Source organism: Longicatena caecimuris, from assembly GCF_018406465.1.
GTDB classification, from domain to species: Bacteria; Bacillota_I; Bacilli_A; order Erysipelotrichales; family Erysipelotrichaceae; genus Longicatena; species Longicatena caecimuris.
Genome location: NZ_AP024510.1, coordinates 819,280 through 836,369, shown reverse-complemented (window position 1 = coordinate 836,369; position 17,090 = coordinate 819,280). Strand labels below are relative to the sequence as shown.

Annotated in this window: 17 protein-coding genes; 16 read left to right on the top strand and 1 reads right to left on the bottom strand. The window is 41.0% G+C overall.

Features of this window, described 5'->3' with window-relative positions; translation table 11 throughout:
- Positions 1-223: 223 nt before the first annotated feature.
- Together iteA and KJS44_RS03960 are read left to right on the top strand one after the other, a co-directional pair.
- On the top strand, positions 224-1,363 hold the full coding sequence (gene iteA / locus KJS44_RS03965; RefSeq protein WP_008689480.1) for an anti-phage ATPase IteA: 1,140 nt from the start codon (positions 224-226) through the stop codon (positions 1,361-1,363).
- A complete protein-coding gene (locus KJS44_RS03960; protein WP_008689482.1) occupies positions 1,356-3,632 on the top strand; it encodes a S8 family serine peptidase in 2,277 nt (758 codons plus the stop codon). The genes iteA and KJS44_RS03960 overlap by 8 nt, the downstream gene beginning before the upstream one ends.
- Positions 3,633-3,910: 278 nt before the next feature.
- Here KJS44_RS03960 and KJS44_RS03955 read toward each other — a convergent pair whose 3' ends face one another.
- On the bottom strand, positions 3,911-4,057 hold the full coding sequence (locus tag KJS44_RS03955; protein WP_213540207.1) for a hypothetical protein: 147 nt from the start codon (positions 4,055-4,057) through the stop codon (positions 3,911-3,913).
- A 145-nt stretch (positions 4,058-4,202) separates the two neighbouring features.
- Here KJS44_RS03955 and KJS44_RS03950 point away from each other — a divergent pair, with 145 nt between their 5' ends.
- The 14 genes from KJS44_RS03950 to KJS44_RS03885 all read left to right on the top strand — a co-directional run bounded on the left by KJS44_RS03950 (position 4,203) and on the right by KJS44_RS03885 (position 17,085).
- Complete coding sequence (locus tag KJS44_RS03950; RefSeq protein WP_008689484.1) at positions 4,203-5,015, top strand: MerR family transcriptional regulator; 813 nt, start codon at positions 4,203-4,205, stop codon at positions 5,013-5,015.
- A gap of 117 nt (positions 5,016-5,132) precedes the next feature.
- The gene (gene tsaA / locus KJS44_RS03945; protein WP_008689486.1) at positions 5,133-5,606 is read left to right on the top strand and encodes a tRNA (N6-threonylcarbamoyladenosine(37)-N6)-methyltransferase TrmO; all 474 of its coding nucleotides are present in this window, start codon (positions 5,133-5,135) and stop codon (positions 5,604-5,606) included.
- Positions 5,607-5,617: 11 nt separating this feature from the next.
- Positions 5,618-6,223: a GNAT family N-acetyltransferase gene (locus tag KJS44_RS03940; protein WP_213540206.1), complete on the top strand. Its 606-nt coding sequence runs from the start codon at positions 5,618-5,620 to the stop codon at positions 6,221-6,223.
- A gap of 290 nt (positions 6,224-6,513) precedes the next feature.
- On the top strand, positions 6,514-6,954 hold the full coding sequence (locus tag KJS44_RS03935; RefSeq protein WP_008689490.1) for a hypothetical protein: 441 nt from the start codon (positions 6,514-6,516) through the stop codon (positions 6,952-6,954).
- 13 nt (positions 6,955-6,967) lie between these two features.
- Positions 6,968-7,597, top strand: a complete 630-nt coding sequence (locus tag KJS44_RS03930) for a TetR/AcrR family transcriptional regulator (RefSeq protein ID WP_008689492.1) — start codon at positions 6,968-6,970, stop codon at positions 7,595-7,597.
- Complete coding sequence (locus KJS44_RS03925; RefSeq protein ID WP_008689495.1) at positions 7,597-8,082, top strand: flavodoxin domain-containing protein; 486 nt, start codon at positions 7,597-7,599, stop codon at positions 8,080-8,082. Before KJS44_RS03930 ends, KJS44_RS03925 begins: the two co-directional genes overlap by 1 nt.
- A gap of 144 nt (positions 8,083-8,226) precedes the next feature.
- On the top strand, positions 8,227-9,156 hold the full coding sequence (locus KJS44_RS03920; RefSeq protein ID WP_008689497.1) for an AraC family transcriptional regulator: 930 nt from the start codon (positions 8,227-8,229) through the stop codon (positions 9,154-9,156).
- Between the two features lie 13 nt (positions 9,157-9,169).
- Positions 9,170-9,598, top strand: a complete 429-nt coding sequence (locus tag KJS44_RS03915) for a DUF3788 domain-containing protein (protein ID WP_008689500.1) — start codon at positions 9,170-9,172, stop codon at positions 9,596-9,598.
- Positions 9,599-9,917: 319 nt separating this feature from the next.
- Positions 9,918-10,361, top strand: a complete 444-nt coding sequence (locus tag KJS44_RS03910) for a winged helix-turn-helix domain-containing protein (protein WP_008689502.1) — start codon at positions 9,918-9,920, stop codon at positions 10,359-10,361.
- Between the two features lie 586 nt (positions 10,362-10,947).
- A complete protein-coding gene (locus KJS44_RS03905; protein WP_128125083.1) occupies positions 10,948-11,631 on the top strand; it encodes a response regulator transcription factor in 684 nt (227 codons plus the stop codon).
- A complete protein-coding gene (locus KJS44_RS03900; RefSeq protein ID WP_008689504.1) occupies positions 11,628-12,659 on the top strand; it encodes a sensor histidine kinase in 1,032 nt (343 codons plus the stop codon). The genes KJS44_RS03905 and KJS44_RS03900 overlap by 4 nt, the downstream gene beginning before the upstream one ends.
- A gap of 141 nt (positions 12,660-12,800) precedes the next feature.
- The gene (locus KJS44_RS03895) at positions 12,801-13,466 is read left to right on the top strand and encodes an ABC transporter ATP-binding protein (protein WP_008689505.1); all 666 of its coding nucleotides are present in this window, start codon (positions 12,801-12,803) and stop codon (positions 13,464-13,466) included.
- A 13-nt stretch (positions 13,467-13,479) separates the two neighbouring features.
- Entirely contained in the window at positions 13,480-16,116 is a 2,637-nt protein-coding gene (locus KJS44_RS03890; RefSeq protein WP_008689506.1) for an ABC transporter permease, read from the top strand.
- 138 nt (positions 16,117-16,254) lie between these two features.
- On the top strand, positions 16,255-17,085 hold the full coding sequence (locus tag KJS44_RS03885; protein WP_008689507.1) for a GNAT family N-acetyltransferase: 831 nt from the start codon (positions 16,255-16,257) through the stop codon (positions 17,083-17,085).
- The last annotated feature ends 5 nt before the right edge of the window (positions 17,086-17,090 follow it).

The following is a 17,090-nucleotide window of genomic DNA, read 5'->3' as shown; positions in this document are numbered from 1 at the left end:
GACTTACGCCAGGTAAACGGAAAAATAAAAAACTCTATGTGATTGAAAAATCTTTCGCATAGAGTTTTTGTTTATTCAAACGTCTATCATGGTATTTGGATATTAATCCTTGTTCTTTAAAAACGCAAATCGTTCCTAATAAATAATAAATTGTTCTTGCTTTATTAAATTTCGTTCTTTACATTTTACATTCGTTCCAGTATAATAATAGGGGAGGTGCGAAATGAAATATTCAATTGAAATAGGAAAAATCATAGAGGGCTCATTAAAACATGATCAAACCAAAGTTATTAACTATACAAACCAATTGATTTCTAAACTTGAAACAGATGGTGAAACACGAGCAGTCGCTAAATTCAAAAAATTATTGTCGGCACAAACAGAAATGTCTTTGACTGCCATGGGAAACAACGCAAAGAGTTTATCGATTCCTGTTGATACAGAATCCAGAACTACGCTTGCTGATATTATTTATCCAGATGAGAATAATATCGAGGTGATATTATCCAAAAGAAATGCTGATAAATTGGACTCATTTATTTTGAGCTATAAAAATGCCGATAAACTAAATGACTTAGGTATAGGGGTATCTAATACGTTGCTGCTATATGGTCCACCTGGATGCGGAAAAACAAAATGTGCTTATTTAATTGCAAAACAACTAAATCTACCACTGGTTATTGCTCGACTTGATAGCCTTATCTCATCTTACCTAGGCACAACGGCCAAAAATATTCGTAATTTATTCGAATTTGCTCAAAAAATCCCATGTGTTCTGTTTTTAGATGAATTTGATGCAATAGCAAAGGCGAGAGACGATAATAATGAATTAGGTGAGCTGAAACGTGTGGTTAATAGTTTATTACAAAATGTGGATTCCATGAGTAAAGATAGTCTGCTTTTAGCCGCAACAAATCATCAACAACTATTAGATTCTGCAGTATGGAGAAGATTTGATTATAAGTTAGAAATTGAGTTACCTGATAAAGAAGCAATCAGTAAACTAATATATTTGTTTACCGGTCACATGGGAACTCTTAGCGAAAAAGATGTTACTGAACTTTCAACATTATTTTTTGGACTGAGTGGTGCAGAAATTGAGGAGCTGATTACAAAATCAATAAGAAATGCTGTTATTCACAACCACTCTTTTGATAAAAAAAATATTTATGAGGAATATTTTATTCTTCAAAATATATTACCTCAAAATTGTAACGACACTCGAAAACTACTTCAAATCAAAGCAAAATATTTAAGGAAATGTAACGAGAAAATATTCAGCCTACAAGTTATTGCTGACGTTTTAGGAAGTTCCAAAACAACTATACAAAAAATTATAAAGGAGGCTGATATACATGAGTAAAAACAATCTACCAATAAAAATAATTCTTCAAAAGACAGATGATATCTTTAGTAATTCCGGTGGTGGAAAAACCAAATTTTTCAGTGAGGTAACACCACAATTACAAATAGACATTTCTAATAAATTTGAATCTTTATTGGAATATTATAATGATGTTTTTGAAGAAAATGAAAATATTCCCGCTATCGGTAAGGTGATAGTTAAGCCTGAAGCAATTGCCAAGTCACATAAACCGGATGATTTATGTAGAAACTGTCCTATTATAGGAACTGAAGATTTAAATGAAATCTATATTAAGGTGAAGAAAAAATCTATACAAGAAACGGTTAAATTGGTTATGAATCCACCGTCAATAAAGTTTAAAGCCAATATGACCGCAGTTTCAGATATCCAACCTATTAAAGCTGATGAAAAAATAACTTCATCACTTGCATTAGCTGCGCAAAGTGATTTCTCTTCAATTAAAAATAACATCAAAGTGAAAATCTTTGATTTTGATGATGATTTTGACAATGCTCAGATTTGGGACTATATAAATAGAAAAATAACATTATTAGGATTACATGATAATTGTGAACTTATCACCTATGGAGAGCATATAAAATTTCTTAAAATTGGAATTAATTCCTATGAAGATATTATAAATATAGCATCTATCAATGGTGTTAAATCTGTTGATTTTTTTCAAGAATACTCTCTTCCAAAAGATGATTTTTCATCAACCGACTTAAAAATGCTTTTGGAACATGAGTATACTGATAGTGAAGTCTCTATCGGCATTATTGATGGCGGCATTAGTGCTGACAATCCTTATTTAAAACCATATATAATTGCCAGGGAAGAATATGTTAGCGAAGTATATCAAAATCCTCATCATGCAACTTTTATTGCTTCAACGATTCAGTATGGAAATTTATTAAATGGCATTAGCAGTCCGACTTGCCATCGTTTTAAATTTGTGGACATTATTGCAATGCCAAACAGTGATAAAAAATTTGGACCTACCGATTCAATATCCGAATATGATTTAATGGAAATTATTGAAGAAGTTATGGAAAAATATTCACACTCGACAAAGATATGGAATATCTCATTAGGCATCGAAAATAAACCATGCAGTGGAACAATGTCTGATTTGGGTGTATTTTTAGATTATATTCAAGACAAATATCATGTTCAAATGTTTGTTTCTAGCGGAAATATCAACGATTTACCACTGCGAACCTGGCCTCCTCAGAGTGGTCTTGGCGAACATGATCGTTTGATATCACCGGCTGACTCTGTAAGAGCTATAACTGTTGGTTCCGTTGCATTGTTTGAATCTGATGATTCCATTGTTAAATTTAATGAACCATCTCCGTTTAGCCGGAGAGGTCCTGGTGCTAATTATGTGGTAAAGCCTGATATTGTAGATTATGGAGGAAACCTCTCTACCACTTATTGCATTGATGGTCTTGGTGTAAAGGGTCTTGATCCAGAAGGTAATATAATTGAGGGTAATGGCACAAGTTATTCAAATCCTAGGGCTTTGCAAAAATTTGCATCTATTTACGAAGAGATGCTAGATCCTAATCTTCTTCTTGCAAAAGCCATGCTTGTTCATTCAGCCAGAATGAATTCGCGTGAATTATTAGATGAAAAGCCTGATAATATTAAGTATTACGGATTTGGAATCCCATCGCCGAATGTCCAAGAAATCCTTCAGTGTAGCGAAGATGAGGTGACCCTTGTGTTTATGCAAAAAATATCCCAAGGTTCACACCTTGAAATGTATGATTTTCCTTACCCAAAATCACTCATTAAAAACGGTAAGTATATCGGAGAAATTGGTATGACGCTTGCCTATTTACCACCTCTTGATGAGCGATACGGACGTGAATATTGCCGAACTAATATTGATGTAAGTTTTGGTACATATTCTTATTCGCAAAATGGGGAAGTTGATTATAAGGGTCAAGTACCTCTTGAAACAAAATGGGATGAAAAATTTGAAGCTGCAAGGGTTGAACATGGATTTAAGTGGAGTCCAATCAAATCCTATTACAGAAAGTTGAAAAAAGGTATCCAACTTGCTGACGGATGGAAACTCCGTATTGATATGACAGCTCGAAATGGTATTTATATTCCTTCCCAAGAATTTGTCCTAATTGTAACAATTAAGGATCCAAATGGCAATGATATTTATTCAGAAATTGCAACAGGACTAAGAGAACGAGGATATATTACAAATAATCTTGAAACAAGATATCAGCCTCGACAAAGACAATAAAACATCTGAATAAAACTCCCCGCGGCAAGCCCGTATCGCCTAACCCGTGCGATGCGCCACTCCGTGGGCGGGGTATCAGCCCCAGCCTCACTCCGTTCGGCATTAGCAAGCACGCGGCAAGCCGCGGGGAATGTACCCTCCTATGATTCAAAGAAAATTAGTTGCCAAACGAATCCAAATATTATATTTTATATAAGGTAAACGAAAACTCTATGTGATTGAAAAATCTTTCGCATAGAGTTTTTTTCTGTTTTGATACGGTTTGTTTATTCTTTTTTTCAGTGTTCGCAGAACGCGCAGCCATCACCGCAGGTGATGATCTCAGGGGTTTGGGGACATGTCACCAACAAGCATTTTGGCAGGAATTCCGGGAACGGAAATCCTGCTAAATACGCAATCTTACGTAAGATTGCATTGCTTGCCATTTTGTGGAACACCAGAAAAACTTCTTGCACCACGCAACAGCATTGATAGACTGAACGAAAGACGGTACAATGAGGATGCAGCAAGTAACATATAAAGCTGTAATGAGATAAAAGTACAAATATAGTTAGAGTAGGTGGTGAAACGATGTTTCGGATAGGAGAATTTTCAAAGCTGACGCAGGTATCTATTCGTATGCTCCGCTATTATGATGAGGCGGGCATTCTGACGCCAGCAGAGGTTGACAAGTGGACGGGACACCGACTGTATTCGGTGGAGCAAATACCGCGTCTAAATAAAATCCTGTATTTGCGGGATAGTGGGCTGAATGTTTCAGAAATCGCGCTTGCCCTGACGCTGGACGAGCAATCACTCCTTGCGCAGCTTGACAAAAAGCGTATAGAGATAGAAAATGCAATACAGGCCGAACGGGAAAAACTGAGTAAGATTGAACTTGCAAAAAATGAGATACAGGGCGGTAAAGGAGAACTGCACTATAACATCTCCGTTAAGTCGATCCCGGCGTATCAGGTGCTGTCCTTGCGGAAAGTTGTACCAAACTACTATTCCGAGGGCGACTTATGGAAAGAACTTTCTGCTTTTACTGGTGCGCAAAAAATAGAAATAACGAGCAATACATTTTCCATTTATCACGATACAGAATTTCGGGAGACAGATGTTGATATTGAGCTATGCGCTCCGGTAAAGAAAATGGGAAAGGCAAAAGATCCATTTTGTTTCCGCATGACAGAACCAGTCCCGTATATGGCTTGCACAATGGTCTATGGCGATTTTGCAAATATAAAAGGAGCCTACCTTGCCTTTGCCGAATGGCTGCAGAAAAACAGCGAATACAAAATGTCTAACCCGATGCGTCAAATCGTGCATAGGGGCCCGTGGAATGAGAATAACCCTGAAAAATATTTGATTGAGCTTCAAATACCGCTGGAACACACATGATTGTACAGACTTTGAAATGTCCTGTTAAAAATGCAGGGCATTTTTTATTTTCCCTGTTGCATCTCACATGATGTGAGGTATTATACTGGATTTACCAACAAAGCAAGGAGGAAAAATATGACCTATCAATTAAAAGCCATTGGCAAAGTAAAAAATGATGAAAACGGCACATTTATTCAGTTGGCGCCGGAATACATTCCCGGACTGCAAGCCTTAGAGGGCTTCAGCCACATCAATGTCCTTTGGTGGTTCAGCGATTGTGACAACGACGCAGACCGGAATGAATTACAGACAAATCAGCCCTATAAAGGCGCACCCGAAGTCATGGGTGTATTTGCGACACGATCTCCTGCACGTCCGAACCCTATTGCATTAACAGCGTCTGAAATTATCAGTATTGATTTCACCAATGGCACGATTCGTGTTACATTCATTGACGCAAACAATAATACACCCGTATTCGACATCAAGCCCTACACGCCGAGTTTTGACAGGGTTGAAACGCCCGGTGTTCCCGCATGGTGCAGCGGATGGCCGAAAAGTACAGAAGCGTCCGGCTGTTTTGATTGGGCACAGGTGTTCAATTTTTAAGGGGGCGGCTTATGAAATTACAGGATTTTGTTCAGGATAAACCTGTTCTTGAAACGGAACGACTTATCCTGCGCCCTCTGCGAAAAGAAGATGTTTCAGATTTGAAAGAATGGCTGGGTGACAGTTCTATTTATCAGTATTGGGGAAAACGCCCAGGAAAAAGCGACTTAAATCCAGAATTGCTTTTTCAAAAGCCGGAGAAACCTAAGAAAAGTTTTCATTGGGGTGTTGTACACAAACAGGATCATAAAGTTATCGGGGATATGTGGGTGTATCTCATTGAAAATGACCGCATGGCAAAAGTAGCATTTCGCCTTTCTTCTGCCTATCAAGGCAACCGACTTATGACAGAAGCGTTGGCGAGAGTAGCTATCTTCTGCTTTGAAGAAACGGAACTACAACGTTTATGGGCTGATGTTCACACGCAAAATATGGCATCGTATAAAACATTGGAAAAAGCAGGCTTCAAGCGTGAGGGACTAATCCGTGAGGGTAAAATGGTAAACACATACTGCGATTACTATTTGTACGGTATGATTAAAGCTGATTATATTGAAATCACCGATAAGGGGCTACCCCCTTACGAGCACTGTGAACGCTTTTTCCGAAAAAACTAAATCCATATAGCCCCAATCTGCTGAACGACGGCAAAAGAAAAAAGCCGCTGTCCGGCAGCTTTTATCCCATGTTCTGATTTTTACGGCGGTTTTGAACAAATCAAGGCCGCCGTAAAGTGAGAATAGCTATTGTCTGAATCGCATTAGCGGCACTTATATTATTGACATGAATAGAGCATATATCCGCAAAGAGTTTTCTATAATCTCTGCAAAGGACTTGACAGGCGAACAAAAAGTAGCTAAAATAAAAAGAGAACAAACAGTAGCCAAATAGAAAGGGGTTTACGACTATGTTAAAACTATACTTTGGGAACAGCATTACAATTATCAGTACACTTTTGTTGGGGGTAAATATCGGCTATATGCTATGGGGATATTTCAGTCGGGCAACAATTCAAAAATGGGGCATGGTTATCTTGTTCTTTATACTCCTACATGGGGTATTGTGGTATTTTGCCAACGTCCGAGATTTGTATTCTAACTCTATCGTATATGCTACTGATGGCAGCGTAGAAATGGGACTATTCTCTGTTAGCAGCGTTCAATCTATTGTCTTTTGGGTTGCAAGTTTGATTATATGGTTGCTTGGAATAGTAGCAATTTTTAAGCCGGAATATAGGCAAAATATTTTTTACATAATTATTATCGTGAGCATAGTTCAAATTGCATTTATTGAAGGCTCTCGTATATGGCTTTACAATTCTGTTCCTACTCGTTTTGATTATATGTAAGTGAGGTATTGGCATGGCGAAAAGAAATACGAAAGAAACCATTTTATTTGAATCACTAAAGCTGTTTGCTGATAAAGGCTATGACGGTGTAACAGTGCGTGACATTGCGGCAGAAGTCGGAATTAAGCAAAGCTCTTTATACAAGCATTACAAAAGCAAGCAAGAAATCTTTGATACGTTGGTAGACACAATGCAATCACGTTTTAGGGATGCGGCTACTTCTTTTCAGCTTCCAAATGGCGAATTGCGAGAAATGGCAAGGGAATACGCAACAGGTGGCAACGAGGTTTTGAAAAAAATTAGTAGTGATATTTTTTGTTTTTACTTGAAAGACCCCTATGCCTCACAGTTTCGTAAAATGCTTTCCATTGAGAAATACAAAAATGAGGAAATAGACCGCATATATCGAGAAGTTTATATTGATACTGCTATTTCGTATCAAGCTAGACTATTTGAAGAAATGATAAAACAAGGCTTCATGCGGCAAGCCAGTCCCGAAGTCATGGCATTACAATTCTTTTCGCCGATTTTTCTTTTGCTAAATAAATATGACGGCATTGCTGAAAAGGAAAAAGAGGCAAAAGAAATATTGGGAAAACATATAGAACAGTTTGACATGATTTACCGTAAGGAGGCAATTTAATGAAAACTGCAATCGTGTACGCCACAAAATACGGCTGTACAAAAGAATGCGCAGAAATCCTAAAGACTTATCTTCATGGTGAAGTAAACATACTTTCAGCAAAAGCAGATAAAATCAATCTGTCTCAATATGACGCTGTTTTTATTGGCGGTTCTGTGTATATGGGTAAAATCCAAAAAGAAATTACGCAATTTTGTAAACGCAATCTAAAACAGCTATTACACACGAAGATTGGATTGTTCGTTTGTTGCTATACCCCGAAAGATACAGAGGGATTTTTTGAAACACTTTACCCAATAGAGCTAATAAACCATGCTTCCTATGTAACCTCTGTCGGCGGCAAGATGGACTACGAAAAAATGAATGTTCTATATAGAAAATTGTTTCATTCTTTGAAAAAGATTGACGGCTTTAATGAGGAATTTACTGAACCAGAAATAAACGAGAGTGAAATAAAAAAATTAGCAGAAACAGTTAATAAGTAACACACATTATTTCTTTACGAATTGAGGTGGTTTAAGGTTTCTATTTTACAAAGTGCATTTTCCTAATCAAAAAGCGCATTGCGTGAAAAGCCCGGCAAAAAATAAAATGATATAATTTGAACATCGAATATAGGAGGTGCCGCAATGCACGCATATGAAGCAATCGAACAATCCTTGACTTATATCGAGGAACACCTGACAAAAGAAATTTCAACGGAAAAACTGGCAAATACTGTAGGTCTGTCCCCCTTTTATTTTCAGCGCTTGTTCAAGCGGCTGGTAAATAAACCGGTTCAGGAATATGTGAAGCTCCGCCGTCTGGCAAAGGTTATTGAAAATCTGAAAAGTACCGAACAGAGGATTCTTGACGCTGCCTTGGACTATGGCTTTTCAAGCCATGCGAATTTTACACGGGCTTTCAAGGAAACGTATGGGATTACGCCTGAAAACTACAAGAAGGATTTACCAATGCTCAATACATTTGACAAGCCGGAAGTTTCTATGAATTATGTTTTAGTAGACGAAGGGGTTCCGCTAGTGGTAGGAAATATCGTCTTGGAGATCCAGAGAAAGACATTGGAAAAACCGGAAATTTATTTCGGCTTGGAAACGGAAGTTCGCATTTCTGAACAAATACCGATTGGTGAAAGCACAGGTGTAGATGTGCCAGGGCAGCTTTGGAAGCGTTATCACATGGAGAAGGCTTCAATCGAAGCCAATCTAAATACTACTGTAGAAATGGGAATGTCCCATACGGAAGGTACTTCACAAAACCTTTTCACTTATTTTGCAGGTGGCCTTGTTCAAAATATTCCGGATCGGCTGCAGGATGGTTTTGTTAAGAGAGAACTCTCGGCAGGAGAATACATCGTTTGCAGAGTCGAAGCAGAAAATTTTGAGGATTTAGTAACGGTCGCTTTAGACCAGGCCAGCAAATATCTTTTTGGTATATGGCTGCCCCGCCACAATTTAACCACGGAGCCTTTCTCGGCAGAAAAGTATTACCGTGACTCAGAGGGTATGGCTTGTATGGAAATTTGGGTTAAGCCTCTGCCGCTGGAAAATAAATGCTAAGGGAGAATTTATAATGGATTGGAATGTGCTATATTCAAATGAAAAATCTCCATCGCTGGAGCAAGTCACGGAATACATTAACAATCCGTTATGGATAGATTTTAATAACCGTATCCAGTCCGCCTATCGGATTGAACCCTGCATGGAACACAGTCGTTGTTCCATGCAGGCAGGCTGGAATATTAAGTATAAAAAAGGTGGAAAGTCTCTTTGTACGCTCTATCCAATGCAAGGCTATTTTATCGCTCTCGTGGTTGTAGGAAGTCATGAACTTATGGAAGCAGAACTTCTTATGCCACAATGTTCCGACTATGTGCAGACAGTATTCAAAAACACGAAAACCGGTAATGGACAGAAATGGTTGATGCTGGATGTAAGGGATAGAGGAATTATGGATGATGTATTTAGCCTCATCAATCTCAGAAAGCGTATACCGTCATAACAGGAAATGAAAACACAATATTCGACAAGCCCTAATGAAGATAATTAGAGTTTATGTAGTGTTTTATTTCATCTCATTTTTCCGTGTTGACAATTTACTAATTTTTTCAAAAAAATATATCAGGGCGACTCCGAAACAATATAGAAAATTATATAACGCTTAAAAGGAACTTTCGGCATAGAGCACAACAACACAACAGGAGTATTAGTTGATGGTAAAAGAATAAATACCCACGCTGACGGAAAGGAGGTGGCGACATGGGAAATTAGCTGTATTTGATATATCTGAATCTGGCGGCAGAATTGCGGAAAAGCTGCTCGTGTTGTTAAGCGCCCGTCAGCGTCAGGAGTTAGTAAATTATCTTCTCGATTCTCAAAAGCAACAGAAGAATCCTGCCGACAGCCCATTCGCCATTTCCGAAACTAATAGGGGGCAGACAGTCATTGATGAACCGTTTACAGAGATTCGCATGGGTGATTTATACTTCTGCCAAGAGCAGCGACTTGTATATATTGGCGAGCAGGAAATCAAATTAACGGCTAAGGAATTTGACATTCTTGCTTTGTTGATCACACACCCAAAGCGGGTATTTACTTATGAGTTGATTATGGAATTGGTCTGGAATGAGGATTATTCCTACTATTCCCGTAAAGCCGTCAATAATCATGTGAGTAATCTGCGAAGGAAACTGAAAACTACACCTGGTTCCCCGGACTACATCAAAAGTGTTATTGGCGTTGGTTATAAATTTGAAGTGCCATAGCAAAGGTCACAGGGTAAGATTCTGCTTTCCTTGTGGCCTTTATTAGATACGGTAAGTGATGAAGAAACATTAAGACGGCTTTACAGTTTTGTGATGCAAGGGAAATTTGTCCCGAATTATTTTTCTAAAATGCAAATTATAGGAAATTGACAGTGTAAATGTCTAAAAAGTTATCCCGAACATTTTTTAAGAAATGCCTCTATTACTGGCTTTCTATGAGGTATTCGGGATAATTTGACTTTTGGTATAGCCGGTAGTTTCAAAAACCTTTATTTAGGATATGTTCACAACAATGCCATTGCTATTATTCGGTTGACCGCCTATAATGGAGGTACAATTATCAACAGGAGGTTGGCTATATTTGAATATATGACAGTGCAAGAAGCTGCGAAGAAATGGGAATTGTCCGAGTGCCGGGTGCAGAAACTATGTGCGGAGGACCGGATTGATGGTGTAATTCACCTTAGTCGAATCTGGCTGATACCCCAAAGTGCGGAAAAACCGGCTGATAAAAGAAAAAAATAATTTTTCCGTGAGGTTTCTGTGACATTTGGGTGCTACGCTGAACATAAAGGAGTGTGATAGGATGCGTATTTTAGTAGTTGAGGACGACTACCTCTTGAACCATACCTTATGCTATAACTTAAACGTTGCGGGATATACGGTGGATTCCGCATTGACAAAACAGGAGGCAGAAGATTTTCTGACGAAGCAGGACTATGATTTGATCGTGCTGGATGTAAACCTGCCGGACGGGAATGGTTTTGATTTCTGCCGGGAGGCAAAAGAACGCCGCTCTGATACGGCGATTATCTTCCTGACCGCAAACGATATGGAAAGTGATATGCTGAGAGGCTACGAGCTGGGCGCGGACGATTATGTGACAAAGCCATTTTCTGTGAGCGTCTTTCAAAAAAAGCTGGCAGTGGTGCTGGGGCGGCTTGAAAAGCAATCCAGCGGAGACTGTTATGAGGACGGTGCGCTTACAATCAATTTTCCGGAAATGACTGCTGCCCTTTCCGGCGAGCCATTGGTATTCACTCCATTGGAATACCGGCTCTTAAAGGTCATGACGAAAAATCCGCGGATTGTCCTGACCAGGCAGGTACTTCTTGAAAAGCTGTGGGACGCGGATGGCAACTTTGTGGACGAACATGCCCTGACATCTGCAATCAGCCGGGTACGGAACAAGATAGAAATAGATGGCCGCCAGTATATCAAGACCGTGTACGGCATGGGATATATGTGGATTGGAGGGTCACAGAAATGAATATGCGAAAGCTCTCCATCAATAAAGCCTGTGTTCTTTTAGGGGTTCTTCTACTGTTAGCAACAGGATTCATTTCTGCTTCTGTCTATATGCTGACCCGGAACACGGCCGCCGTATGGTGTGTATTCCTGTTCAGCTTTTTTATACTGCTCTTCGTCATTTGCTTTGTGGTACTGATCCGCCGGAAGCTGGTAAAATTCTCCGATGCCTTTTGCGTCATGCTGGACGATATGCTGTCCGGGGCTGAGCAGCCACGGCAGAGCGTAGAAGAAGAAAGCCTGTTTTATAAAATAGGCTTCCGTCTTGACCGATTATATGAAGTCATGCAGGAAAATAAAAATAACATCGCAAAAGAGCGGGCCGACCTGCAGGAGTTGATTTCCGACATCTCCCACCAGGTAAAAACACCGATTGCAAACCTGAAAATGATTAACAGCACCCTGATAGACCAGGAGGTGCCGGTACAAAAGCAAAAGGAATTTTTGGCGGCGCAGACCAGCCAGCTTGATAAACTGGACTTTCTTATGCAGGCCATGATAAAGACTTCCCGGCTGGAAACGGGCGTTATCTCTTTGGAGAAGAAGGAGCAGCCAATCTATGACACCCTCGCCGCCGCATTGGGCGGCATTCTGTTGAATGCCGAAAAGAAGCAGATCGATGTTCAGGTAGACTGCCCGGAGCATTTGAAGGCGTGCTATGACCGGAAGTGGACAAGCGAAGCGCTATTTAACATTCTGGATAATGCTGTGAAGTACACACCGGAGGGCGGCGAAATCCGTGTGCGTGTAGAGTGCTGGGAAATGTATTTGAAGATTGACATTGCTGACACCGGCATTGGGATTCCAGAGCAGCACCAGGGAACGATCTTCAAACGGTTTTACCGGGAGGACGCCGTACATGATGTAGACGGGATCGGGATTGGGCTGTATCTGGCCCGTGAGATTATCTCCTTGCAGGGCGGCTATATCCGGGTGGCTTCGGAGACTGGGAAAGGTTCTGTCTTTTCCGTTTTCCTACTCCGAAAGTAAGCCAGGAGCACCAGTATTTGAAATGTCACAGGATTGTGACATTTGGGGCCGGATTTTGCTGAAATTTTTGGTGGCTCGTGACATTTCTGCGAGGTTTGACCGTTACAATGGGTTTATCAAAAAGAAAGGATGGTGTTCCTTATGAGCATTTTGCAAACAACTGACCTCAAAAAATACTATGGTACAGAGCCGAACATCACGAAGGCCCTGGACGGTGTGACCCTCTCCATTGAGCAGGGAGAATTTGTCGCCATCGTCGGTACTTCCGGCAGCGGCAAATCCACATTACTGAATATGATTGGCGGGCTGGATGTGCCGACTTCTGGCAAAGTGATTGTAGACGGAAAAGAACTGTCTGCATTAAACGATGAACAGCTCACCATTTTCCGCCGGAGAAAAATCGGCTTTATCTTCCAGAATTACAATCTCGTTCCGATGCTGAATGTTTACGAGAATATTGTGCTGCCCGTGGAACTGGATGGCGATAAGGCAGATAAAAAATTTATGGATGAAGTGGTACGGATGCTGGCGTTGGAGGATAAGCTGAACAATCTGCCGAATAACCTTTCCGGCGGCCAGCAGCAGCGCGTCGCTATCGCCCGTGCCCTGATTTCCAAACCCGCTATTGTCCTTGCTGATGAACCCACCGGAAACCTGGACAGCCGAACCAGCAGTGATGTATTGGGACTTTTGAAAGTTACTAGCCAGAAATTCCATCAAACCCTCGTGATGATTACCCACAACAGCGAGATTGCCCAGCTTGCTGACCGTATCATTCGGATCGAAGATGGCAGGATTGTGCAGTAAAGGAGGCGGGACTATGAATGACATTTTATTCGGCAATAACAATAAAGCAATCATCAAAAACCTGGCAAACCGCAGCTTCCGCAGCAACAGGATGCGAAATGTGATTGCAGTAATTGCGATTGCCCTGACAACCTTTCTCTTTACATCTGTCTTAACCATCGGTATGGGAACCAAAGGCACATTGGAATACAGTATGGCAAAGATGATGGGGTCCTCGGCGGATGTGCTGGTTCAGGGGCTTTCTGAGGAACAGTTGCAGCAGTTAAAAGAGAACTCTATGTTTGAAAAAGTAGGCTGCTGGATACCCATAGAGATCATGACTAACACCAACCGACGTGTTACAGAGGTTGATTATGCCGATCAGAACCAACTGGAACTTCGGCTTTTGACACCTCATACGGGCTCCACACCACAAAAAGCAAATGAGGTGTTGGTATCTGCCAACATACTGAAGGATCTGAATATTGAAGAAAAAGTCGGTGCAGAAATTCCTGTTGAATTCCAAAATCAAAGACAGCTTTACCATTTTGATATGGTCGTATCCGGTATTTATGACACGCCAAATGAAAAATCAGAATCGGTTATTGTTTCTGAAGCGTTTATTGAAGAAAATCAGGATTTGATGAATGCCGTTGCCGGGGAGCGTGTCGGCTGTGGTATTTATGAGGCCGATGTGGTAATGCGGGACAACTACATGGCAAAGGAGCGCATTTCAGAGTTTGTCCGTAGTATCGGAGGAAACCCGGATGATGCAAGCGCTGATAACGCTGTGCGTGTTGCGCCTAATCCAGTCATGTCTAATGACGGCAATCTGGTGATCTGGCTGGCGGCCGCCGTATTTGGTGTCCTGTTTATGTTCTGTGGGTACCTGCTGATCTACAATGTATTTGAAATTGCTGTAACCAACGATGTTCGACAGTATGGTTTGCTGCGGACGGTTGGAACGACCTCCCGTCAGGTAAAGCATTTGGTAAACCGGCAGGCACTGTATCTATTCCTAATTGGTACACCATTTGGGCTGTTTTTGGGCATATTGCTTGGACGCGGCATTTTGCCCGCCGCAATTCAGACATTTGCTGTTGATTATAGCGGTGGAAACATTGAGGTTAGATCGCTTCCATATTTTGCTATTATTGCAGGCGCAATCCTGTTTTCAGGGCTTACCGTTTATATTAGCACCAGAAAGCCAGTAAAAAAAGCATCCCGTGTGTCACCTATAGAAGCAATCCGCTATGTAGAACAGGATGCTGTTTCTGTAAAACAGAAAAAAACAGACACCGGCGCGGTCATTCCCCGCATGGCGAAAGCCAATCTCCAGTGCAACAAACGCAGGACAGCTTTTATTGTGATTTCCCTAACCTTGAGTATTGTGCTTCTAAACTCGGTGTTTGTATTCAGTGGCAGCTTTGATGAAGGTACTTATATTGAAAAACAAACCCGAAGTAATTTTGTGGTTTATAATCCAGGTATTCAGGCAGCTTTTGGAGGTGAATTTGGGCACGAGAGCGCCCTTTCGGAAAAAGCAATAGAAGAAATTGAACAGCAGCCAGGAGTAATGAATGAAGTCCGTCTGTACCGCAATACTTTTGAGGACGACCATATCGCCTGTGATTGGGGTGATTCTTACTCGATTGATAATACAGATAAATATGCCTATCTGCTCCCTGATTCGTTAAATTTGGGATGGGGCAAGGATAAAAGTTATGCTGCGTTGACTACGGATAACCTACCCCTGGGAAATGTGTATGGCTTTTCTGAAAATCTGTTAAATAAAATAGATATTATAGAGGGTGAAAACGATCTGTCTGTTCTGAAAGACAAACTGTGGAACGGCAATACAGTGATTTTAGTCGGCAAGTATGATGACAAGGGGAACTTGAAGGGTGATTTAGACAATCCGGCTTTTGCTGGATTATCAGTTGGCGATACCATTCAGTTTTATGAAAACGGAACTCCAACGGAAGAATTTACTGTTGCAGCAAAAGCGGCGGTTACAGACAGCGAAATGACTTTGACCGGTGGTGGTGCCAATATTGCAACAGACATTGGCGGCCTGAATATCTATATGTCAGAAAGGAAGTTCAAGAAGATTTATGAATCCCCTACCTTGTACGGTTTTCTCTTTGATGTGGAGGAGCAATACCAGCAAGAGATGGAAAACCATCTGGCACAGGATACCGATATTGCCTATACTTCTATCTCGACACTGAAATCCAATGTTTCTGGCGTTAAAAATGTAGTTCTTCTGGTCGGCGGAGTGATTGGAGCCGTATTTGCCCTGGTGGGTCTGCTCAACTTCATTAATCTGGTAATGACCAACATCATTACCCGCCGTCATGAGTTTGCCACCATGCAGAGCATCGGCATGACAGACCGCCAGCTCCGTAAGATGATGATTACCGAAAGTTTTTCCTATGTGCTGTTGGCAGGGCTTGTCGGTACACTAATTGCGGGGGCGCTTGGCATAACATTGATAAGGGTCTTTATAGAGCAAGGTCCGACCAGCCTGATGATGTCGTTTCAGATGACCCTGCTCCCGGCGCTTATGATGTTGGTTCTCTTTTTAGCTCTTGCGTTTATTGTCCCGATTGTTGCGCTCCGCTTCTTCAATAACCGAAGTGTTGTAGAGCGTCTGCGGGTGAATGAATAGTAAGAAGGCATTACGAAAGGAAATAACCGCTGATTACCCAATATGTTCTTTGAGGTACATGATATATAAAAAGACCGCAAGAATTATGAAAAGCAATTTTCGATGTTTTGGTACAATGATTGAGGAAGGAGGGAAACCATGAACAGCTATAAAGTTGAGAATATAGCGGCAGTGATTTCTTACATTGAAGCGCATCTCAATGAAAAATTAGATTTAGACACTGTTGCAAATGCGGTTTGCTATTCCAAGTACCATCTGCACCGAATGTTCACAGATACAGTTGGGATCACACTTCACGACTATATCCAGCGCAGGCAGCTGACCGAGGCGGCAAAGCTATTGGTGTTTTCTAAAAAGCCGATTATCGAAATTGCGCTGATTGCTGGCTATGAGAGTCAACAGGCATTTACTTCCATCTTCAAATCCATGTATAAGCAAACGCCGCTGGAATATAGACAAAACGAAGTCTTTTATCCTTTGCAACTGGAATTTACATTGAACAAAAATCCAACTGTTCCTGATACGATCATGCAAGAGATTTCTTATGCTACGCTGGCAGATATTCCCGACTGGATGAATTTTATTAAACTTGTCATTGACGGTTTTCCCTGCCTTGATGAAAGCTCCCATCTGGAACAAGTCAGGCAATATGTCGGACAGCGGCAAGCCCTTATTATGCGGGATGGCTCAACCATAATTGGAGCCGCTGCATTTTCCCATCAGACCGGAAGCATCGACTTTCTGGCTGTACATCCGCAATACCGGCATTATGGAGTGGCAAAGGCTTTCCTTGACTTTATGATGTGCAATATATTTGTAGGTCGTGAAATCAGTATTACTACTTTCCGCGAGGGAGATAAAGCTGATACGGGACAGAGAGAGGACTATAAACGCCTGGGTTTTGCCGAGTCAGAGCTTCTCACTGAATTTGGCTATCCCACCCAGCGGCTCATTCTACCACCAAAATAGGAGAA